We start from the raw sequence: 20,120 nt of genomic DNA on the forward strand, positions 1-20,120 counted from the left end.
GCATGTATATCGGGATTGATCTTGGCACGTCGGGTGTGAAAGCCATCCTGTTAAACGAACAGGGCGATGTGTTGGCTACGCAAACTGAAAAGCTGCATGTCTCGCGTCCGCACCCGTTATGGTCTGAGCAAGATCCTGAAGAGTGGTGGCAAGCGACGGATCGCGCCATAAAAGCGCTGGGCGAACAGCACAGCTTACGGAACGTGAAAGCGCTGGGCATTGCCGGGCAAATGCACGGCGCGACGCTGCTGGATAAAGAGCATCGCGTTCTGCGCCCGGCTATCTTGTGGAACGACGGTCGCTGCGCGGAGGAATGCGCCATTCTCGAAGAACGCGTGCCGACTTCTCGCGAGATTACCGGCAATCTGATGATGCCGGGTTTCACTGCGCCAAAACTGCTGTGGGTGCAACGTCATGAACCTGAGATTTTCCGTCAGGTCGCAAAAGTGCTTCTGCCAAAAGATTATCTGCGTTTTCGTATGACCGGCGACTTTGCCAGCGATATGTCGGACGCGGCAGGCACCATGTGGCTGGATGTGGCAGAACGCGACTGGAGCGAAGCGATGCTCGCCGCCTGCCAGCTTACGCGTGAACATATGCCTGCCCTTTTTGAAGGCAGTGAAATGACGGGAACATTACAGTCGTCTCTTGCCGAGCGCTGGAATATGCCCGCGGTGCCGCTTGTTGCGGGTGGCGGAGATAACGCGGCGGGTGCCATCGGCGTTGGAATGGTTGATGCGGGCCAGGCAATGCTGTCGCTGGGCACATCGGGCGTCTATTTTGCCGTGAGCGACGGTTATCGTAGCAACCCGGAAAGTGCTGTTCACAGCTTCTGCCATGCGCTACCGGGGAAATGGCATTTGATGTCGGTGATGCTGAGTGCCGCTTCATGCCTGGACTGGGCTGCGAAGCTCACGGGTTTTGACGATGTCCCGTCGCTGATCGCTGGTGCACAACAGGCTGATGAAAATGCGGGTGCCGTCTGGTTCCTGCCGTATCTTTCGGGTGAACGTACCCCGCACAACAACCCGCAGGCGAAGGGGGTTTTCTTTGGCTTAACGCATCAGCACGGTCCGGCGGAACTGGCACGCGCAGTGCTGGAAGGCGTGGGCTTTGCGTTAGCCGATGGTATGGATGTGGTGCACGATTGTGGAGTGAAGCCCCACAGCATTACGCTGATTGGTGGCGGCGCACGCAGCAGCTATTGGCGGCAGATGTTGTCCGATATCAGTGGATTACAGCTCGACTACCGCACCGGTGGCGATGTGGGTCCCGCGTTGGGAGCCGCGCGTCTGGCGCAAATCGCAATGAATCCAGCAAAACCGCTCGCGCAGCTGTTGCCGCAATTACCGCTGGAGCAAGAGCACCGCCCGGATTCCGTGCGTCATGCGCATTACGCTAAACAGCGCGACGTGTTCCGCAAAATCTATCAGCAACTTCTGCCATTGATGTCGTGATCGCACGTTGTCCCGATGCGGCGTGAGGATGTCCTTTTTTGGTCTTCTCGTCCGCACTTCTCCTCGTCAGTATAGGGTTACACCCACTGGCGAGGAAAATCACCATGTCACGCACCGCGTTAATCAACATCGATACTCAGCAATCATTTCATCACCGTGAATATTGGCAGGAAAAAGGTTTCGCTGAGTTCCAGCAGGCGATGCTGGGGCTTATCGAAGGCTGTGAATCTCGTGGCGTCCCCGTTGTTGATATCTTTCATGTAGACGATACCGGCCCGTTCTCATTGGAAAGTGGTTACGTTGAGCCAATGTCCTTTTTACGTCACAAGCCTGCGGTAGTTTTCCAGAAACATGTCCATAATGCTTTTACCGATACCGGCCTTGATCGTTGGCTGCGTGAGCGGGATATTAATCATCTGATCATTTGTGGTTTGCGGACTGAACAATGCTGCGAAACCACGGCGCGAGTCGCGTCAGATTTAGGCTATGCCGTCACTTTCGTCAGTGAAGCCACGCTGACATTCCCCATGACGCACAAGGGTATTACGCTGGATACCGATGACCTTCGCCATCGTACTGAAACGGTGCTGGATGGGCGTTTTGCAGAAATCAAAACCGTAGCGGAGACGCTGGAGTCACTTTGAAGAGTACCGATGTCTGGTTTGTGATGTTGCCGGGAATATTGTCGCTGGACATGACCGGCCCGGCCGAAACCTTTGCGTTGGCGGGCGATGCGTTTCGTCTGCATTTTGTTGGTCCGCAGCCAGAAGTGCCGACATCCATAGGCCTGACGATGAGCGGTATCAAACCGTTACCGGAAACGCTGCCGGAAGGAAGCCTGCTGGTTTTGCCGGGCGTCAGCGATTCCAGTCATCAGTTTTCATCACCTCAGGCGCTGAGCATTCAGCATTGGCTGATGCGCTTGCAGCCTGAGATCCATCGGCATCGCATTACCGTGATGTGCGTCTGCTCCGGCGCACTACTGGCGGCGAAATCAGGGCTGCTTGATGGCAAACAGTGCACGACTCACCACGACGTGATTGGCCGTCTTCGTGTCGCAGCGCCCGGTGCGCTGATCAAAGAGAATCGTATTTTTGTGCAGGACCAAAATATCTGGACCAGCGCGGGCATTACGTCGGGAATCGATCTGGCGTTGCATATGATTAACCGCCTGTGCGGGCCAGAAAAGGCCTTAGCGGTGGCACGTGAAATGGTGGTTTGGTTTCGGCGTTCAGGAGACGATCCGCAGCTTTCGCCGTGGCTGCGTTATCGCAATCACCTGCATCCGGCCATTCATCGTGCGCAAGATGCGCTGACGGCGGAGCCGCAAAAGGGCTGGCAACTGGCTGATATCGCGAATTTGGCACACGTCAGCCCACGCCATTTAACCCGACTTTTTCAGGAACATTTAGGTATTAGCGTGCGCGATTATCTTGAACAGCTGCGACTGGCGGTTGCTGAACAGTGGCTACTGCAAGGACGCGGCGTTGAACACGCGGCAACGGCGGCTGGGTTTTCGTCACCGCGTCAGTTTCATCGCGCCAGGCAGCGTATCGTTAGCTGACAAAGCGGCGCGTATCGACTCGCTGTAACAGCATCGACAGGAGCAGGCTGATCAGCAGCGTGGCGGTGAAAATCCACACGATGTCCAGCAGCGGCCAGCTTTTAAACTCAACGCCTCGCGTGCGCAGGGCGTGGATCACCAGCGCGTGAAAACCATAAATCCCAAGTGAATGGCGTGAAATCAACCCCAGCACCGGGAGTGGACGCGCGTTCAGTGTGTTCTTCACCAGCGTGAGCAGAGAAACGGCACAGATAAAGACCATCGGACCGCAGTACAAATACCAGGTATCGGCAAAATTCCCACGCCAGCGCAACTCATGTAACGTCCCACGAGAAATCACAAAGACTGCGGTGATAAACAGCGCGGCACAGAGCCAGGTCAGCCATGATTTGCGCGTATCCATCATTCCGATTGCGCGCCCGAGCATGCCGTAAATCACGTAGTAAAAGGTGTCGCCATTGATATAAAGGTTAATGGGCAGCCACTCAAAACCGCCAATTTTTTGCGAGACAGTATTTGGGTTGGCGAGCACGCCAATGACGATCATCAGCGCCAACAGCATTTTGCCCCCCACGTTTTTTACCTGAATCAGCGGCGACACCAGATAAATCACGATGATGGCGAAGAAAAACCACAGGTGATAGAAAACGGGTTTTTGCAGTAAATTCAGGAGAGACAGTTCGCCGTTGATCGACGTAAAGAGGGTGATATAGAGCAGCGCAATGATGCTGTAAAACAGCAAACACAGCCCGATGCGCAAAAAATGACGCGGCTGCGCGCTGCGCTCGCCAAAGAAGAGAAACCCAGAAATCATGAAAAACAGCGGAACACTGACGCGGGATGCCGAGTTCAGAATATTCGCGACGTCCCAGTTTACTGAGCTGATACTGTGGGCATTGGTAATATACCAGGTGGTGGTGTGAATCATCACCACCATTAAACAGGCAATTCCTCGCAAATTATCAATCCAGTTAATTTTTGACTGCATCAGTTCCTCTGTTTATGCGGTAAATATGTTCTGACTCGTATTGTGTTCCAGCCTCTCACTGGATAAATCTGAGTTTGAATTATCGGACTTGTGTGAATATCGTGCTATTCGCAAAATGCGGGGCGATAAACTATAAAAGCTCTACAACTAAAAATAACAGCCAGAAACCACGGCGGTAATAAAAATGATGATGAAGCGTGCTGCGTCACTGATTGTGATCGTAATGCTTGCAGGATGTAGTTCACAAGAAGAGGCGCCAGCGCAAAGAGCGCAAAAAAGTAAAGTCAGCCCGGAACGCTCATTAAATATGGAGCAACTGTGCAAGGATCAGGCCGCGCATCGGTACAACACGGGTACGCAAAAAATTGACGTAACCGGGTTCGAGCAATTTCAGGGCAGCTATGAAATGCGTGGGTATACCACGCGTAAAGAGAGCTTTGTCTGTTCTTTTGATGCGGAAGGGCAGTTTTTACACCTCTCCATGCGCTAACGCGCCTGCGTAATGGCTGACCAGTGCGCTTGCTACACTGGCTTAACGTCTTATTTCCCAATTTTCCCTAAACAAACCCGTTTCGTACTGTATATCTTGCAGTCAGCGGGTATACTGATCGCTTCCATTCAAAACACACGTATCCAGCACGAAATACTATGCAAAAGTTTGATACCAAGACCTTCCAGGGCCTGATCCTGACATTACAGGATTACTGGGCTCGTCAGGGCTGCACCATCGTTCAACCTTTGGACATGGAAGTTGGCGCCGGCACTTCACACCCAATGACCAGCTTACGTGCGTTGGGGCCAGAACCGATGGCAACGGCCTATGTGCAGCCATCTCGTCGTCCGACCGATGGTCGTTATGGCGAAAACCCAAACCGCTTACAGCACTATTATCAGTTCCAGGTGGTGATTAAACCTTCACCGGACAATATTCAGGAACTGTATCTTGGCTCCCTGAAAGAGCTGGGCGTGGACCCGACCATTCACGATATTCGCTTCGTGGAAGATAACTGGGAAAACCCAACGCTGGGTGCCTGGGGTCTCGGCTGGGAAGTGTGGTTGAACGGCATGGAAGTGACGCAGTTCACTTACTTCCAGCAGGTTGGCGGTCTGGAATGTAAACCGATTACGGGTGAAATCACCTACGGTCTGGAACGTCTGGCAATGTACATTCAGGGCGTAGACAGCGTTTACGACCTGGTCTGGAGCGACGGCCCGCTGGGTAAAACCACGTACGGTGACGTGTTCCATCAGAACGAAGTGGAGCAATCCACCTATAACTTCGAATACGCGGATGTGGACTTCCTGTTCACCTGCTTCGAGCAGTACGAAAAAGAAGCGCAGCAACTGCTGGCGCTGGAAACGCCACTGCCGCTGCCAGCCTACGAGCGTATTCTGAAGGCCGCCCACAGCTTCAACCTGCTGGATGCCCGTAAAGCCATCTCCGTGACTGAACGTCAGCGCTACATTTTACGGATTCGCACGCTGACTAAAGCCGTTGCAGAAGCTTACTACGCATCCCGTGAAGCCCTTGGCTTCCCGATGTGCAACCGAAATAAATAAGAGGCGGCCATGTCTGATAAAACTTTCCTGGTGGAGATCGGCACTGAAGAGCTGCCACCAAAAGCCCTGCGCAGCCTGGCGGAATCCTTTGCTGCAAACGTGACGGCTGAGCTGGATAACGCTGGCCTGACGCACGGTAAAATCGAATGGTTTGCTGCTCCGCGCCGCCTGGCGCTGAAAGTGGCGAATCTGGCGGCGTCTCAGGCGGATCGCGAAGTTGAAAAACGCGGCCCGGCAATTTCCCAGGCGTTTGACGCCGAAGGAAAGCCGAGCAAAGCGGCAGAAGGCTGGGCGCGCGGTTGCGGTATCACCGTTGACCAGGCCGAGCGTCTGACTACCGATAAAGGCGAGTGGCTGCTGTATCGCGCCCATGTGAAAGGCGAAAGCGCAGAAGCGCTGCTGCCGAACATGATCGCGACCTCACTGGCGAAGCTGCCGATTCCAAAACTGATGCGCTGGGGCGCGTCTGACGTTCACTTCGTGCGTCCGGTTCACACCGTGACCCTGCTGCTGGGCGATACCGTTATTCCTGCCACCATTCTGGGTGTCGCCTCCGATCGCGTGATCCGCGGCCACCGCTTTATGGGCGAGCCAGAGTTCACCATCGACAATGCCGACCAGTATCCGCAGATCCTGCTGGAGCGCGGTAAAGTCATTGCTGACTACGAACTGCGTAAAGCAAAAATCAAAGCGGACGCTGAAGAAGCGGCACGCAAAATCGGTGGTAACGCCGATCTGAGCGAAAGCCTGCTGGAAGAAGTGACCTCTCTGGTGGAATGGCCGGTCGTGCTGACGGCGAAGTTCGAAGAGAAATTCCTCGCGGTTCCGGCGGAAGCGCTGGTATACACCATGAAGGGTGACCAGAAGTATTTCCCGGTTTACGCTAACGACGGCAAACTGCTGCCAAACTTCATCTTCGTAGCAAATATCGAATCGAAAGATCCGAGCCAGATTATCTCCGGTAACGAGAAAGTGGTGCGTCCGCGCCTGGCGGATGCCGAGTTCTTCTTCAATACAGACCGTAAAAAGCGTCTGGAAGATAACCTGCCGCGTCTGCAGACCGTGCTGTTCCAGCAACAGTTGGGTACGCTGCGCGACAAGACCGACCGTATCGCGGAGCTGTCCGGCTGGATCGCCCGTGAAATCGGTGCCGATGTGAATCACGCGACCCGCGCTGGCCTGCTGTCCAAGTGCGACCTGATGACCAACATGGTGTTCGAATTTACCGACACCCAGGGCGTGATGGGCATGCACTATGCGCGTCATGACGGCGAAGCAGAAGATGTGGCCGTTGCGTTGAACGAGCAGTATCAGCCGCGCTTTGCGGGTGACGACCTGCCGTCTAACCCTGTTGCGTGTGCCGTCGCGATTGCCGACAAAATGGACACCCTGGCGGGTATCTTTGGTATCGGTCAGCATCCGAAAGGTGACAAAGACCCGTTTGCGCTGCGTCGTGCTGCGCTGGGCGTGCTGCGTATTATCGTTGAGAAAAACCTGTCTCTGGATCTGCAGACCCTCACCGAAGAAGCGGTACGTCTGTACGGTGACAAGCTGACCAACGCGAAAGTCGTGGATGACGTGATCGACTTCATGCTCGGCCGTTTCCGCGCGTGGTATCAGGACGAAGGTTACACCGTCGATACCATTCAGGCGGTTCTGGCACGTCGTCCTACCCGCCCAGCAGATTTTGATGCACGTATGAAGGCCGTTTCCCACTTCCGCACTCTGGAAGCGGCATCAGCCCTGGCTGCGGCCAACAAGCGTGTCTCCAATATCCTGGCGAAGTCCGACGAAACGCTGAACGAGCGTGTGAACGCTGCGACCCTGAAAGAGCCGGAAGAGATCGCTCTGGCGATGGAGGTAGTTGTGCTGCGCGACAAGCTTGAGCCGTACTTCGCGGAAGGTCGTTACCAGGAAGCGCTGGTAGAACTGGCGGAGCTGCGTGAGGTTATCGACGCCTTCTTCGAGAAAGTGATGGTGAACGTAGAAGATAAAGATCTGCGTATTAACCGTCTCTCTATGCTCGAAAAACTGCGTGAATTATTCCTGCGCGTCGCGGACATATCGTTACTGCAGTAATTTGTGTCACGTTAAAAAACCCGCCTCTGATGGCGGGTTTTTTTATGATTAAACGCGTTGAGGCAAATCTGTATGTCATGGATTAACCGGCGAAATATGCGGTGTTATAAGACGTTATAAACACAAACCCCCGCAATAGCGGGGGCGATACGAGCCTATCTTTAAAGACTACGCGCTAAGCGTTGGGGTCGCCTGTATCAGACGCATCAGCTTTAACTCGGTCATAGAGGGTTTAACACGTTTCGATTCCCACTCTTTCACTGTCGCCACACTGACACCCATTTCTCTTGCAAAATCAATAGTCTTCAGCCCGGTCCCTTTGCGCAACTGCTCAAATTCTGTAAAGGGATTGGATTTTTGGGTCAGGATAACGGTTTGCGACAGATCCTTAAAAACGATTTGTTCCAGGCTGGTTAACAGCTCAAACATTGGATCTTTAGATTCCATTAAGAACTCCTCATACATCACACAACAGGATCATGAACTTCATAGAGCTTGTTAAGAATAGCTCTTAAAGGAGGTGAGGGATCGTCACGTGTGTGATTAATCGTGCGGTAAGTATTGCCTTGCTCGTTTCAGCAAAGCGGATAGTTATGCTAATTACCTGATTAATCATAAGCAGGCTTCGTATGGTATTTTTTTGTAAATCGTCAGAAAGAAAGTGGCAATAGCCGTTTTGCATGAAAAGAGTATCTTGCGCGGCTGACCTGGACTATTCTTGTCAACGTCAGGCACGCCAGTGCCAGTGTGTGCTTTTTGGGTGAAAGGAGTAATAAAATGGCGACAGGAAAGTCCTGCTCTCGCTGGTTCGCGCCTGTTGCGGCGTTGTTAATGGTAGTTAGCCTGAGTGGGTGTTTTGATAAAGAAGGCGATCAGCGCAAAGCGTTTATCGATTTTCTTCAGAATAACGTGATGCGCAGTGGTGAGCATTTACCAACGCTGACTGCGGATCAGAAAAAACAGTTTGGCCCCTTCGTTTCCGATTACGCCATTCTTTATGGTTATTCACAACAAGTGAATCAGGCAATGGATTCAGGCCTTCGTCCCGTTGTGGATAGCGTCAATGCGATTCGTGTCCCGCAGGATTACATGACCCAGCGCGAGCCTCTTCGCCAGTCTAACGGTGCGCTTGGCGTGTTGAGCCAGCAATTGCAGAATGCAAAAATGCAGGCTGATGCGGCGCGATCTGCGCTGAAACAGGGTGAAGACCTGAAGCCTGTATTCGATAAAGTGTATGAGAAAGTGGTGACTAAGCCTTCTGATGCGATGCAGCCGTTGATTCCAGCCGCGCAGATTTTTAGTCAGCAACTGGTCCAGGTGGGTGATTTTATCTCTCAGCAGGGTACCCAGGTGAGTTTTGTCGCTAATGGCATCCAGTTCCCGACGTCTCAGCAAGCCAGTCAGTACAACACGCTGATTGGGCCTCTAGCCTCGCAGCACCAGGCCTTCAGCCAGGCGTGGAGCTCGGCAGTTACGGCCACCGAATAAAAAAAAGCCCCGCAGAACGCGGGGCTTTTTTTATTAATTACAAAAATAATGCTTGTCATTCGAGTACCACCCAAGTATAACTATGTTCGTCGGTTTGTTCACAGACCTAAAGCATTTTAGTTAAGCAGTCCAGATGAGTTATCTTAGATACCCTTCGTAGTGACCCTTCCTCTATCGCTTAAAAATCTGTAACACATTCCATCATCGCGCCGGAAGGCAAAACAAATATTTAAAAGGTAAAATCTATGTCTGGTAAAATGACTGGTCTGGTAAAATGGTTCAACGCTGATAAAGGTTTCGGCTTCATCACTCCTGACGATGGCTCTAAAGATGTATTCGTACACTTCTCTGCTATCCAGAACGAAGGCTACAAATCTTTGGACGAAGGCCAGAAAGTTTCCTTCACCATCGAAAGCGGCGCTAAAGGCCCAGCAGCTGGTAACGTTGTAAGCCTGTAAGCTTCCAACTCAGCAGCAAAGAATTTGAAAACCCGCCTCTGGCGGGTTTTTTTCGTTTAGGCGTTAACGTGTGGATTCACACAGTTTTTCTCAACCTTGCCGTTGAGGGCGTTGATCAGATTATCCACAGCAGTCGCGGCCATGTTGTAACGGGTTTCATGTGTAGCGGACCCAATGTGCGGCAGGGCAACGACATTCGGCATTGTCAGCAGCGGCGAATCAACCGGCAGCGGCTCTTGCTCAAACACGTCCAGACCGGCGGCGTGGATCTCACCCTTTTGCAGTGCCTCAATTAACGCTTTCTCATCGACGACCGGCCCACGACCGGCATTAATGAAAATCGCCGATTTCTTCATTTTCTCAAATTCTGCTTTACCGATCAGATGATGCGTCTCGTCCGTCAGCGGCAGGATCAGGCAAACATAGTCAGCTTCCTGTAGCAGCGTCTCTAACTCGCAGTAACGCGCCTCGAAACGTTCTTCCGCTTCGCTGTGATGACGGCGGGCGTTGTACAGAATTGGCATGTTAAAACCGAAATGCGCGCGCTGGGCTAACGCCAGCCCAATACGCCCCATCCCGACAATCCCCAGCGTTTTGCCATGCACATCCACACCAAACCAGTCGGGACCAATACTTTTCGTCCATTCGCCCGCTTTTACACGCTCAGCAACTTCTACCACCCGACGCGCCGTGCTCAGAACCAGCGCCATCAGCGTATCTGCGACCGTTTCGGTCAGCGCATAAGGTGTGTGCATGAGCAGGATTTTGCGTGCGTTGAGGGCATCGACGTCAAAATTGTCGTAACCGACTGAAATGGTGGACGTCGCACGAAGCTTCGGCATTTTTTCCAGCAATGCGGTATCCACTTTTTCGCTTGATCCCAATAATCCTGCTGCGCTGGCGAACGCGTCAGCATGCTCCGCGACGGTCTCTGGATTAAGATTCTTCACCAGGGTGACCGTGAAATGTTCTTCAAGACGTTTTTGCAGATCGTCGGGCAAGGCTTTATACAAAATGACGGACGGCTTCATGCTAATCTCCGTTGATGTTAAAGGGTTCAGGCGTGGCGTGCGCCAGCAGGGACATGTTGATTATTAGCAGGCTTAACAATCAAAGTAAGCCACACTGAAGCGAAAAGTGCCACCCCCATAAAAATGTACGAGGCGGACGGGCTGCCGGTCGAGCCGTTCAGATATCCCACAAACCACGAGCCAAAGAACGACCCCAGCGCACCCATGCTGTTGATGAGTGCCATCGCGCCGCCCGCAACGTTACGCGGCAGCATCTCGGGAATGATGGCAAAGAAAGGGCCGTAAGGCGCATACATCGCGGCGCCCGCAATCACCAGCAGGGTGTAAGAAATCCAGAAGTGATCAGGCCCAACCGCCCATGACCCAATAAACGCGAATGCGGCAATCAGCAGCAGCGGCCAAACGAAAAGCTTACGGTTTTGCAGTTTGTCAGATGCCCATGACACCACAATCATCGCGATAGTCGCTGCCAGATAAGGCACGGATGACAGCCAGCCCACTTCCACCATGCCAAGGTTTTCTCCGCCGCTGCGAATGATGGACGGCAGCCACAGCACAAATCCGTACACACCAATACTCCACGTAAAGTACTGCATGCAAAGTAGCACCACGTTCCGGGAGCGGAACGCTTCGCCGTAGTTACGTACCGGTTTCAGCCCCTGTTGCTCTTTCTCCAGTTCCGCCTGAAGCGCGGCTTTTTCACTTTCGGAGAGCCATGTCGCCTGGGACGGTTTATCTTTTACCAGCACCCACCAACAGAAGGCCCAGATAATCGCTGGGATCCCTTCAATGATGAACATGTGACGCCAGCCAAACGATTGAATCAGGTAGCCAGAGACGACGGACATCCATAGTACCGTGACCGGGTTACCGAGGATCAGGAAAGTATTGGCGCGCGAACGTTCGGATTTGGTAAACCAGTTGCTGATGTAAATCAGCATCGCGGGCATCACGGCGGCTTCGACTACGCCAAGAATAAAGCGAATGGCAGCCAGCGCCGGAATGTTGTTAACCATGCCGGTGAGCGACGCACAGGCTCCCCACAGAATCAGGCACACGAAGATCAGTTTGCGCACGCTACGGCGTTCGGCATAAATCGCGCCCGGGATCTGGAAGAAGAAATAGCCCAGAAAGAACAACGCGCCTAAGAGAGAAGAGACCCCTTTGGTGATCCCCAGATCTTCGGTGATCCCTGCGGCGGAAGCGAAACTGAAATTCGCGCGATCAAGATACGCCAGGCTGTACGTGATAAACACGATCGGCATGATGTACCACCAGCGTTTGACTGCATTGGTCGATTTGTTCATAGACTTGCCTCTGTTGTTGAGGGGACTTCCGCCGCTGTATGTAGGGTACGCGGGGCTGTGTTTTTAATTAGCGGTGGCGGGGATTTATTCCCCTAATGCTTCCCGCGTTGGTAATCCTTCGCTGTCGCCCTGAACCTGAATGGCGAGCGAGCCAATTTTGTTACCGCGGGCGACGGCCTGAGATAACGTTTTGCCTTCGAGTAACGCGCTTATCACCCCGACAGCAAAACCATCGCCAGCGCCGACGGTATCAACCACATTCTCGACGTTTATCGCGGCAACGGCCCCTTTTTCACCGTCTGCCGTCTTGAACCATGCGCCATCGGCTCCCGTTTTCAGCACCACGGCTTTCACACCTTGATTCAGATAAAAATCGGCGATGGCTTCGGGGGAATACTCTCCGGTCAGAATCATCCCTTCTTTTACACCAGGCAAAACCCAGTCAGCCTGGAAGGCGAGGTGATTGAGTTTACTGATCATCTCGGCCTCGCTTTTCCACAGCACCGGACGCAGATTGGGATCGAAGGAAATCGTCTTACCTTGAGCTTTCATGGTGCTGGCTGCGTGATCGAGCAGTTCATACGAACTGCACGACAAGGCTGCCGCGACACCGCTCAAATGCAGATGTCGTGCCGACGAGAAATAATCAGGGTGATAATCGGCAATAGAAAGATGACTGGCCGCCGAGCCTTTACGGAAATACTCCACAATGGGATCGGTTCCATTTTCAACTTTGGATTTTAGTTGGAAACCCGTGGTGAAACGGCTGTCGAGCGTGACGCCAGCCGCGTCGATACCCTCTTTTTTGAGCGAATCCACGACAAACTGACCGAAGCTATCGTCCCCTACGCGGCTGACCCAGCCGACGTTCATACCCAGGCGCGCCAGTCCGGTCGCAACGTTGAGTTCGGCGCCTGCCACGCGTTTGATAAAGTGTTCAACGGCGCGCAACTCACCCGTTTCAGTGGCAACAAACATCGCCATGGCTTCACCAATGGTGATGACGTCCAAAGTCTTAGACATGGCGTGGCTCCTCGCGCAGCAGGTTGACATAATGGCGGGTCACCACGGCTAAATCTGGACCTTCCAGCGGGAATTCAATACCGCGCGGCGCATCCGCGGGAAGTTGATCCAGAAGCGCCATCCAGCGTGCATCGGCGTTATCCGGCGCGATAGCGCGGTACTTTTGATTATGCGGGATTGCCGCTTTAACGTGGATATAGCTCACGGCAGGGGCCAGAAGACGTGCGGCTTCCTCAGGTGAATCGCCCACCCACAACCAGTTGCCCGTATCGAACGTCAGCGTGACGGGTAATTGCATTACCCGACAGGCCGCTTTGAATCGCTGCATGGGGGCCAGCTGGCCACAATCGGTTTGATCGTTTTCGACCACCAGCGCCATGCCGCTGTCATTGAGTAATTCACGTAGCGCTTCCAGCGGCTGTTTATCACGGAAATGGCCCAGAGAAACCTTTAACCACAGCGCATTCAACGTGTTGGCTTCAGCAAGATAACGCGGCAGATCCGGGTTAAGCGTTCCATCGGGCATGAGCAATGCGGCTGGCGCGGAATAACAGGCCAGCAAGCCAAGCAGCTCGATAGATTGGGCCAGCACCGGAAGGGTTTGCAGCTCTTGCTCGCTGAACAGTTCGCGACGTATTTCGACGCCATCTGCGCCACCCGCTGCGATGACGGGCAGCATGGCCCGCTGACCGCCTGCCTGACGTACCTGATCCGCACCGTATGCAGCGGTCACGACGATAATTTTTCTGCCCATTGGCTCACTCTCCTTCGTAGCTGATAGTTATCACGCTAGATGGAACCGGTTCCAAAGGGAAGTCCAGGGTGTTGAATTTATGATCGCCATCACGAAGGGGATTTAGCGGGACGTGGAACCGCGTACGATCAGCTCGCCGGAGAAAACCTGCTCGCGCACGGTGTCGGTCATGCCTTCAATACGGCGTACCACCTGCTCGACGGCGGCATAACCGATCTGCCAGGTCGGCTGTTTTAGCGTGGTGATTCCTACGCCCGCGAGCTCGGCCCATTCCAGTTCGTCAAAGCCGAGCAGGCCAATATCGCTGCCCCAGTTCAGGCCAATGCGTTTGAGGGCGCGGGCCACCTGCAGCGTGAGTGCGCCATTGGCAGAAATCACGGCTTTACGCATTCCGCGATGACGGGTGTGAAATTGACGCAGCGTGTTATCCATCTGGTCGGCTTCATGCAGTGGGATTTCAGCATTCTCGGCGATCACGCCGGGATAACGCGCCAGGGTCGCACGAAAAGCGCTGAGGCGATCGCGACGGGTATTGACCATTCCCAACGGTTCGCTCATAAACAAAATCGCTTCAAAACCCTGCTCTATGAGGTGTTCCGTGGCGGTCGTGGCGGCCTGCGTGTTATCCAGCCCGACGACATCGCAGGCGAATTCCGGTATTTTGCGGTCAATGAGTACCATCGGAAGCGCAGACTGCTGAAGACGGTTTAGCCCCTCTTCGCGCATACCCACGGCATTAACCACGATACCTTCCACCTGATAGCTGCGCAGCAGGTCGAGGTAGTGCAATTCCTGATTCAGCTCGTTATTGGTATTACACACCAGCGGCGTGAAGCCCTTTTCACGGCACGCGGCTTCGATACCGCTCAGGACATTGACGGAGTAGGGATTGGTAATATCGGCGATAATCAGGCCGATGAGGCGAGTACGACCATGCTTTAGCCCGCGAGCCATGAGGCTTGGACGATAATCGAGTTCGGCAATAGCCTGTTCAATACGGGCCAGCAGCGCGTCGGAAAGCAGATGTTTCTCGCCATTCAGATAGCGTGAAATACTGGTTTTACCGGTTTTTGCGGCTTTCGCCACATCGCTGATGGTGGACCGTGTTGATTTGCTCATCGCTGATTTCTCTGAATTAAGTGAGAACACCTTAACGTGAAAATCAGCGATGGCAAGTGCTTCATATCGGATGATACAGGCGGCGGAGGCCTCATCCGCCCCTCTCCCAACGGGAGAGGGGGAAACAGTAAACTTACTGAATCGGACTGAGGGTGATCTCGACGCGACGGTTCTGCGCTTTGCCTTCTGCCGTGTTGTTGCTGGCGATTGGATTTGCCGGACCCATCCCGCTGGTGCGGATGCGGTTGGCGGCCACGCCCTGGGTGATCAGCGAGCTGGCTACGGAGTCCGCGCGCTGTTGTGACAGACGCATGTTCAGATCCTGGCTGCCGGTGCTGTCGGTGTAGCCAATCACGTTCACTGCAGTTTTACTGTACTCTTTCAGAACCATTGCGACGCCCGTCAGGGTATTCGCCCCTGCAGGTTTCAGCGTGGCGCTGCTGCTGTCAAAGGTCACATTACTTGGCATGTTCAAAATGATGTTGTCGCCATTTCGCGTCACGCTCACGCCAGTTCCCTGCATTTTGTCACGCAGTTTTGCTTCCTGAACATCCATGTAATAACCGGCGCCGCCGCCTAGTGCCGCACCCGCTGCTGCACCAATCAGCGCACCTTTGCCGCGATCTTTCTTGGATGAGGAGAGCGCGCCAACACCGGCACCAACCAGTGAGCCGATACCTGCGCCAATGCCGGATTTACCCGCTTCACGCTCGCCGGTGTAAGGGTTTGTTGTGCAGCCAGAAACAGCCAGTGCGCCACTCACCAGAGCGGCAATAACCAATACGCGTTTATTCATCTTATTTCCTTAATCCTTTTTATTCTTTGCCACGACGGACGTGGCGGTTGATTATGACGCCCAGTTATGCAGAAAATTCCGGGGATAACTCTGAAATTTGTGTCAAACCATAAACGGCCTCAAAGAAGGCCGTGAAACCTGCAACAGGCAACCCAGGAGCGCACGCTTTGACCACCTCAATAAAAACCATTCTGACCGCTGCCCACTGGGGGCCGATGCTGGTGGAAACCGACGGCAAGAACGTGCTGTCTTCACGCGGGGCGCTGCCCACTAATCATCCCAACTCATTACAAACCGCGGTACGCGATCAGGTGCACAGTAAAACCCGCGTACGCTGGCCGATGGTGCGTAAAGGTTTTTTAGCCTCGCCGGATAATCCGCAGGGCGTGCGTGGGCAAGATGAATTTGTGCGCGTGAGCTGGGACGATGCGCTGGCGCTCATCCACGGACAACACAAACGTATCCGCGACAGCTATGGCGCGTCGTCTATCTTTGCCGGGTCTTACGGCTGGCGCTCCAACGGCGTGCTGCATAAAGCGGCGACGCTGTTGCAACGCTATATGAGCCTGGCGGGCGGCTACACTGGGCATCTGGGCGATTATTCGACCGGGGCGGCTCAGGCGATCATGCCGTATGTCGTGGGGGGCAATGAGGTATATCAGCAGCAGACGAGCTGGCCGCTGGTGCTGGAGCATACGGACGTCGTGGTGTTGTGGAGCGCCAACCCGATTAATACGCTGAAGATCGCGTGGAACGCCAGCGATGAGCAGGGCATTGCCTATTTTGACGCGCTGCGTAAAAGCGGTAAGCGGTTGATCTGCATCGATCCTATGCGTTCCGAAACCATGGATTTTCTCGGGGAAAGCGCCGAGTGGGTCGCGCCGCATATGGGCACAGACGTCGCGATGATGCTGGGTGTGGCCCATACGCTGGTGGAAAACGGATGGCATGACGCCGAATTCCTGGCGCGCTGTACGACCGGATTTGAACAGTTCGCCGATTACCTGATCGGTAAATCTGACGGAGTGGCGAAAACTGCGGAATGGGCCGCCGAGATTTGTGGCGTTGATGCCGCTAAAATCCGCGAACTGGCGGCGTTATTCCATCAAAACATCACTATGTTGATGTCTGGCTGGGGAATGCAGCGCCAGCAGTTTGGAGAGCAAAAACACTGGATGCTGGTGACGCTTGCCGCGATGCTCGGCCAGATTGGTACGCCGGGCGGCGGTTTTGGCTTGTCGTATCATTTTGCCAACGGCGGGAACCCGACTCGTCGTGCGGCGGTGCTGGCCTCGATGCAAGGTTCTGTGCAAAACGGGATTGATGCTGTCGATAAAATTCCGGTTGCACGCATCGTAGAAGCGCTGGAAAACCCCGGCGGGTTTTATCAGCACAACGGCATGGATCGGCATTTCCCGGATATTCGTTTTGTCTGGTGGGCGGGCGGCGCAAACTTTACCCATCATCAGGATACCAACCGCCTGATTCGCGCCTGGCAGAAGCCTGAGCTGGTGGTCATTTCAGAGTGCTTCTGGACCGCCGCGGCAAAGCACGCAGACATCGTGTTGCCAGCGACCACCTCATTTGAGCGTAACGATCTGACCATGACTGGCGATTACAGCAATCAGCACATGGTGCCGATGAAGCGTGTGGTTCCCCCGCGTGACGAAGCGCGTGACGATTTTGAGGTGTTTGCAGCGTTGAGTGAGCTGTGGGAGCCGGGCGGTCGCGAGCGCTTCACGGAAGGCAAAACGGATCTGCAATGGCTGGAGACGTTTTACCAGATTGCCGGGCAGCGCGGTAAATCGCAGGGCGTAACGTTGCCGCCGTTTGCAGAGTTCTGGGAAGCGAATGCCATTTTTGAAATGCCGGAGAGCGAGCAGAACGCGCAGTTTGTCCGTTTTGCTGATTTCCGCCGTGATCCGCAGAGTCATCCGCTAAAAACGGAAAGTGGCAAAATTGAGATCTATTCGCAGCGTATCGCCAGTTTTAACTATGCCGATTGCCCGCCCCATCCGATGTGGCTTGAGCCCGACGAGTGGCACGGCAATGCGCAGCCGAAACAGCTACAGGTGCTGTCCGCGCATCCGGCGCATCGTCTGCACAGCCAGCTTAACTACTCATCATTGCGCGAACAGTATGCCGTAGCGGGACGTGAGCCAATCACCTTGCATCCGGATGACGCCAACGCGCGTGGAATTGCCGACGGCGATGTGGTGCGGGTCTGGAACGCGCGCGGACAGGTTCTGGCGGGAGCGGTGGTCAGCACGGGAATTAAGCCTGGCGTGATCTGTATTCACCAGGGCGCGTGGCCCGACCTGGATCGCGATGAGGGCGGGATCTGTAAAAATGGCGCGGTGAACGTGTTAACCAAAGATCTCCCCAGCTCGAAGCTGGGGAATGGTTGCGCGGGAAATACGGCGCTGGCCTGGGTGGAGAAATATCAGGGACCGGAACTTACGCTGACGGCGTTTGATCCGCCTGCCAGCTCATAATCCACGTCGGGTGCTGAGTCTCTTCCTGCCAGGCGCTGTCTTCAATGCGAAAACCCTGAGCATGGTAGAAATTCACCGCCCGGCTGTTTTTTTGGTAAACCTCAAGGCTTAAGGACGGGTACGCCTGCTGAACATGCTGAATCAGCGCGTGCCCGATCCCTTTCCCCAGATGGGGAGTGGCGACAAACAGCGCACCGATAAACTGTAACTGCATGACGCTGATAAAGCCTCTGACTTCGCCAGACTCTTCCCAAACCCACGTTTCTGCTGACGGCAGGTAAGCATCACGGACCAGCGCTTCGCTTTCAACCCAGTACTGCGCATCGATAAACGGATGCGCATCGGTGGTACTTTCCAGCCATAAACTCAGCAGCGGCGCGGTGTCCTCACTTTGCCATTTGCGAATCATGTTGTCCTCCAGGATGGCAGAAGCAGCCCGTCACATGATCATTGACCAGGCCGCACGCTTGCATGAAAGAGTAGCAAATTGTGGTGCCAACAAATTTGAATCCACGTTTTTTCAACGCCTTAGAAAGGGCATCGGATGCAGGCGTTGAGGTGTCGATTTCAGCCAGCGTCGCGGACTGGGTGATCTTCGGTGTATGGTCGACAAACGACCAGACAAAATCTGAAAAAGGTTCGCCGTTTTTTTCCATTGCCAGGTAAGCGCGTGCGTTGCCGATAATGGCCTGAATTTTACCGCGATGACGGATGATACCGGCGTCCAGCACCAGTCTTTCGACGTCTTCTTCCGTCATCGCTGCCACGCGTACCGGGTCGAAATGATGGAAGGCGTTGCGGTAATTTTCCCGTTTTTTCAATACGGTAATCCACGATAATCCCGCCTGTTGGCCCTCCAGGCAGATCATCTCAAAGAGATTCTTACCGTCTTTTTCCGGCACGCCCCACTCTTTATCGTGATAATCGATATAAAGCTGATCCTGGCTTACCCATCCGCAACGTTGCATAGGTTATTTCCCTTATTGATTGTGAATCCGTAAATATTCAGCCAACCTGGCTTGACGTGAGTGTTAAAAAGACAATATTTAATTAAGGGTTATGCCCTCATACCTCTTCTTAAACAATGACAAATATCGCCGAACTCGGCTCTTTCTGGAGTCGCTTTGATGATGATAAAAAAAATCAGTGGTCGCCATGCTGCTTCTGGCCTGGTGGGTGTATCAGTCTGCGTGTTTTTTTGTAGCACAGCCTCTGCCTGGCAACAGGAATATATCGTTTCAGATGCGCAAAGTCATACGACAGAACGCTATACATGGGACGCCGATCACCAACCGCGGTATGACGATATTCTCGCGGAGCGAATTCGCTCTTCGCAGAACGTACCGGGGCTGGCCCTGAATATGCCGGATAATTACCCGGCGGAGTCGGCGAGCACCTTGAGCGTGGGGTTGAATATGCCTGTCACCCGGAATACCACAACCGGGCCGGTGGCGGCGTGGCATTACGATGGCTCAACGCAAATGATGTACAACGAGTTTGGTGATAACGGCAGCCCAACGTCGCTCACCGATCCGCTTTGGCACGCCAGCGTCAGCACGCTTGGCTGGCGGGTGGATACCCGTGTGGGCGATTTACGGCCCTGGGCGCAGGTGAGCTATAACCAGCAGTTTGGCGATAATCAATGGAAATCCCAGTCCGGGATGAGTCGACTGCCTACGTCCATGCAGTATAACAACTGGATGGACGTGACGGTGGGGGCCGACGTGCTGCTGTATCCTCATCTGGCGGCGTATGCGTCGCTTTCCCAGGCGGAGAGTACGATGACCGGCGAGGACTATCTTTATACTCTTGGCGTGAGTGCGAGATTCTAAAATCATTACTTCCGCTAACGCTTCTGTAACATCTTAAATACAACCACAGCAGGGTCTGTGGCGATAGCAGTCACTAACAAATGCACGTTACGACATCCGGCAAGGTCATTCATTCCTGATTTCAGGCATTTCATTCCGTCTCTACTGCATTTCATGCCGTTTCTCCCCT

General features: G+C 54.0%; 20 protein-coding genes. 10 read left to right on the forward strand and 10 right to left on the reverse strand.

The window, feature by feature from the left end; all coding sequences use genetic code 11:
• Positions 1-2 precede the first annotated feature (2 nt).
• The 3 genes from xylB (at position 3) to ACKI5T_RS17000 (ending at position 3,021) form a co-directional block, all read left to right on the forward strand.
• Positions 3-1,457, forward strand: coding sequence for a xylulokinase (xylB, locus tag ACKI5T_RS16990; RefSeq protein ID WP_407438968.1), 1,455 nt, complete (start codon positions 3-5; stop codon positions 1,455-1,457).
• A 104-nt stretch (positions 1,458-1,561) separates the two neighbouring features.
• A complete protein-coding gene (locus tag ACKI5T_RS16995; protein WP_407438970.1) occupies positions 1,562-2,101 on the forward strand; it encodes an isochorismatase family protein in 540 nt (179 codons plus the stop codon).
• 23 nt (positions 2,102-2,124) lie between these two features.
• Entirely contained in the window at positions 2,125-3,021 is an 897-nt protein-coding gene (locus tag ACKI5T_RS17000) for a GlxA family transcriptional regulator (RefSeq protein WP_407439009.1), read from the forward strand.
• Here ACKI5T_RS17000 and ACKI5T_RS17005 read toward each other — a convergent pair.
• Positions 3,014-4,009, reverse strand: a complete 996-nt coding sequence (locus tag ACKI5T_RS17005) for an acyltransferase (RefSeq protein ID WP_407438972.1) — start codon at positions 4,007-4,009, stop codon at positions 3,014-3,016. The genes ACKI5T_RS17000 and ACKI5T_RS17005 overlap by 8 nt on opposite strands.
• Before the next feature lie 184 nt (positions 4,010-4,193).
• Here ACKI5T_RS17005 and ACKI5T_RS17010 point away from each other — a divergent pair, with 184 nt between their 5' ends.
• From ACKI5T_RS17010 to glyS, 3 genes are all read left to right on the forward strand, one after another.
• Positions 4,194-4,499 carry a YsaB family lipoprotein gene (locus ACKI5T_RS17010; protein ID WP_133632055.1) on the forward strand — a complete coding sequence of 102 codons (306 nt, stop codon included), beginning with the start codon at positions 4,194-4,196 and terminating at the stop codon, positions 4,497-4,499.
• Positions 4,500-4,657: 158 nt separating this feature from the next.
• Positions 4,658-5,569, forward strand: coding sequence for a glycine--tRNA ligase subunit alpha (gene glyQ, locus ACKI5T_RS17015; protein WP_011915428.1), 912 nt, complete (start codon positions 4,658-4,660; stop codon positions 5,567-5,569).
• A 9-nt stretch (positions 5,570-5,578) separates the two neighbouring features.
• Positions 5,579-7,648: a glycine--tRNA ligase subunit beta gene (glyS, locus tag ACKI5T_RS17020; RefSeq protein WP_407438974.1), complete on the forward strand. Its 2,070-nt coding sequence runs from the start codon at positions 5,579-5,581 to the stop codon at positions 7,646-7,648.
• Between the two features lie 168 nt (positions 7,649-7,816).
• Here the strand turns inward: glyS and ACKI5T_RS17025 are convergent, their stop codons facing one another.
• Entirely contained in the window at positions 7,817-8,095 is a 279-nt protein-coding gene (locus ACKI5T_RS17025; RefSeq protein ID WP_407438976.1) for an HTH-type transcriptional regulator, read from the reverse strand.
• 330 nt (positions 8,096-8,425) lie between these two features.
• Between ACKI5T_RS17025 and ACKI5T_RS17030 the strand changes: the two genes are divergently transcribed.
• Positions 8,426-9,136, forward strand: coding sequence for a DUF3053 domain-containing protein (locus ACKI5T_RS17030; RefSeq protein WP_407438978.1), 711 nt, complete (start codon positions 8,426-8,428; stop codon positions 9,134-9,136).
• Positions 9,137-9,381: 245 nt separating this feature from the next.
• On the forward strand, positions 9,382-9,594 hold the full coding sequence (gene cspA, locus ACKI5T_RS17035) for an RNA chaperone/antiterminator CspA (protein ID WP_006177792.1): 213 nt from the start codon (positions 9,382-9,384) through the stop codon (positions 9,592-9,594).
• Positions 9,595-9,650: 56 nt separating this feature from the next.
• Here cspA and ghrB read toward each other — a convergent pair whose 3' ends face one another.
• From ghrB to ACKI5T_RS17065, 6 genes are all read right to left on the reverse strand, one after another.
• Positions 9,651-10,625, reverse strand: coding sequence for a glyoxylate/hydroxypyruvate reductase GhrB (gene ghrB / locus ACKI5T_RS17040; RefSeq protein WP_407438980.1), 975 nt, complete (start codon positions 10,623-10,625; stop codon positions 9,651-9,653).
• 26 nt (positions 10,626-10,651) lie between these two features.
• Positions 10,652-11,932: an MFS transporter gene (locus ACKI5T_RS17045; protein WP_407438982.1), complete on the reverse strand. Its 1,281-nt coding sequence runs from the start codon at positions 11,930-11,932 to the stop codon at positions 10,652-10,654.
• 84 nt (positions 11,933-12,016) lie between these two features.
• A complete protein-coding gene (locus ACKI5T_RS17050) occupies positions 12,017-12,955 on the reverse strand; it encodes a sugar kinase (protein ID WP_407438984.1) in 939 nt (312 codons plus the stop codon).
• The gene (locus ACKI5T_RS17055) at positions 12,948-13,709 is read right to left on the reverse strand and encodes a sugar phosphate isomerase/epimerase family protein (RefSeq protein ID WP_407438986.1); all 762 of its coding nucleotides are present in this window, start codon (positions 13,707-13,709) and stop codon (positions 12,948-12,950) included. The genes ACKI5T_RS17050 and ACKI5T_RS17055 overlap by 8 nt, the downstream gene beginning before the upstream one ends.
• Positions 13,710-13,811: 102 nt before the next feature.
• The gene (locus ACKI5T_RS17060; protein ID WP_407438988.1) at positions 13,812-14,828 is read right to left on the reverse strand and encodes a LacI family DNA-binding transcriptional regulator; all 1,017 of its coding nucleotides are present in this window, start codon (positions 14,826-14,828) and stop codon (positions 13,812-13,814) included.
• Positions 14,829-14,961: 133 nt separating this feature from the next.
• Positions 14,962-15,624, reverse strand: a complete 663-nt coding sequence (locus tag ACKI5T_RS17065) for an OmpA family lipoprotein (protein WP_011915437.1) — start codon at positions 15,622-15,624, stop codon at positions 14,962-14,964.
• Positions 15,625-15,791: 167 nt separating this feature from the next.
• On the opposite strand from ACKI5T_RS17065, the gene ACKI5T_RS17070 reads away from it, so the two are divergent.
• Positions 15,792-18,119, forward strand: coding sequence for a molybdopterin guanine dinucleotide-containing S/N-oxide reductase (locus tag ACKI5T_RS17070; RefSeq protein ID WP_407438990.1), 2,328 nt, complete (start codon positions 15,792-15,794; stop codon positions 18,117-18,119).
• Here ACKI5T_RS17070 and ACKI5T_RS17075 read toward each other — a convergent pair.
• Entirely contained in the window at positions 18,082-18,528 is a 447-nt protein-coding gene (locus ACKI5T_RS17075; protein ID WP_407438991.1) for an N-acetyltransferase, read from the reverse strand. The genes ACKI5T_RS17070 and ACKI5T_RS17075 overlap by 38 nt on opposite strands.
• Positions 18,506-19,087 (reverse strand): DNA-3-methyladenine glycosylase I, encoded by a 582-nt coding sequence (gene tag / locus ACKI5T_RS17080; protein WP_407438993.1) that lies wholly within the window; start codon positions 19,085-19,087, stop codon positions 18,506-18,508. The genes ACKI5T_RS17075 and tag overlap by 23 nt, the downstream gene beginning before the upstream one ends.
• 159 nt (positions 19,088-19,246) lie before the next feature.
• Here tag and ACKI5T_RS17085 point away from each other — a divergent pair, with 159 nt between their 5' ends.
• Positions 19,247-19,951, forward strand: coding sequence for an autotransporter domain-containing protein (locus ACKI5T_RS17085; protein WP_407438995.1), 705 nt, complete (start codon positions 19,247-19,249; stop codon positions 19,949-19,951).
• Positions 19,952-20,120 lie beyond the last annotated feature (169 nt).

The organism is Lelliottia sp. (genome assembly GCF_045627565.1).
In the GTDB taxonomy this organism is placed as follows: domain Bacteria; phylum Pseudomonadota; class Gammaproteobacteria; order Enterobacterales; family Enterobacteriaceae; genus Enterobacter.

What these genes read in the sequence shown, in the direction of transcription:
- ACKI5T_RS17065 (WP_011915437.1), bottom strand. Translation starts at nt 15,624, where the DNA reads ATGAATAAACGCGTATTGGTTATTGCCGCTCTGGTGAGTGGCGCACTG.
- ACKI5T_RS17060 (WP_407438988.1), bottom strand. Translation starts at nt 14,828, where the DNA reads ATGAGCAAATCAACACGGTCCACCATCAGCGATGTGGCGAAAGCCGCA.
- ghrB (WP_407438980.1), bottom strand. Translation starts at nt 10,625, where the DNA reads ATGAAGCCGTCCGTCATTTTGTATAAAGCCTTGCCCGACGATCTGCAA.
- ACKI5T_RS17055 (WP_407438986.1), bottom strand. Translation starts at nt 13,709, where the DNA reads ATGGGCAGAAAAATTATCGTCGTGACCGCTGCATACGGTGCGGATCAG.
- ACKI5T_RS17085 (WP_407438995.1), top strand. Translation starts at nt 19,247, where the DNA reads ATGATGATAAAAAAAATCAGTGGTCGCCATGCTGCTTCTGGCCTGGTG.
- xylB (WP_407438968.1), top strand. Translation starts at nt 3, where the DNA reads ATGTATATCGGGATTGATCTTGGCACGTCGGGTGTGAAAGCCATCCTG.
- ACKI5T_RS17010 (WP_133632055.1), top strand. Translation starts at nt 4,194, where the DNA reads ATGATGATGAAGCGTGCTGCGTCACTGATTGTGATCGTAATGCTTGCA.
- ACKI5T_RS17030 (WP_407438978.1), top strand. Translation starts at nt 8,426, where the DNA reads ATGGCGACAGGAAAGTCCTGCTCTCGCTGGTTCGCGCCTGTTGCGGCG.
- ACKI5T_RS16995 (WP_407438970.1), top strand. Translation starts at nt 1,562, where the DNA reads ATGTCACGCACCGCGTTAATCAACATCGATACTCAGCAATCATTTCAT.
- ACKI5T_RS17025 (WP_407438976.1), bottom strand. Translation starts at nt 8,095, where the DNA reads ATGGAATCTAAAGATCCAATGTTTGAGCTGTTAACCAGCCTGGAACAA.
- tag (WP_407438993.1), bottom strand. Translation starts at nt 19,087, where the DNA reads ATGCAACGTTGCGGATGGGTAAGCCAGGATCAGCTTTATATCGATTAT.
- cspA (WP_006177792.1), top strand. Translation starts at nt 9,382, where the DNA reads ATGTCTGGTAAAATGACTGGTCTGGTAAAATGGTTCAACGCTGATAAA.
- ACKI5T_RS17045 (WP_407438982.1), bottom strand. Translation starts at nt 11,932, where the DNA reads ATGAACAAATCGACCAATGCAGTCAAACGCTGGTGGTACATCATGCCG.
- ACKI5T_RS17075 (WP_407438991.1), bottom strand. Translation starts at nt 18,528, where the DNA reads ATGATTCGCAAATGGCAAAGTGAGGACACCGCGCCGCTGCTGAGTTTA.
- ACKI5T_RS17005 (WP_407438972.1), bottom strand. Translation starts at nt 4,009, where the DNA reads ATGCAGTCAAAAATTAACTGGATTGATAATTTGCGAGGAATTGCCTGT.
- glyS (WP_407438974.1), top strand. Translation starts at nt 5,579, where the DNA reads ATGTCTGATAAAACTTTCCTGGTGGAGATCGGCACTGAAGAGCTGCCA.
- glyQ (WP_011915428.1), top strand. Translation starts at nt 4,658, where the DNA reads ATGCAAAAGTTTGATACCAAGACCTTCCAGGGCCTGATCCTGACATTA.
- ACKI5T_RS17050 (WP_407438984.1), bottom strand. Translation starts at nt 12,955, where the DNA reads ATGTCTAAGACTTTGGACGTCATCACCATTGGTGAAGCCATGGCGATG.
- ACKI5T_RS17000 (WP_407439009.1), top strand. Translation starts at nt 2,125, where the DNA reads ATGTTGCCGGGAATATTGTCGCTGGACATGACCGGCCCGGCCGAAACC.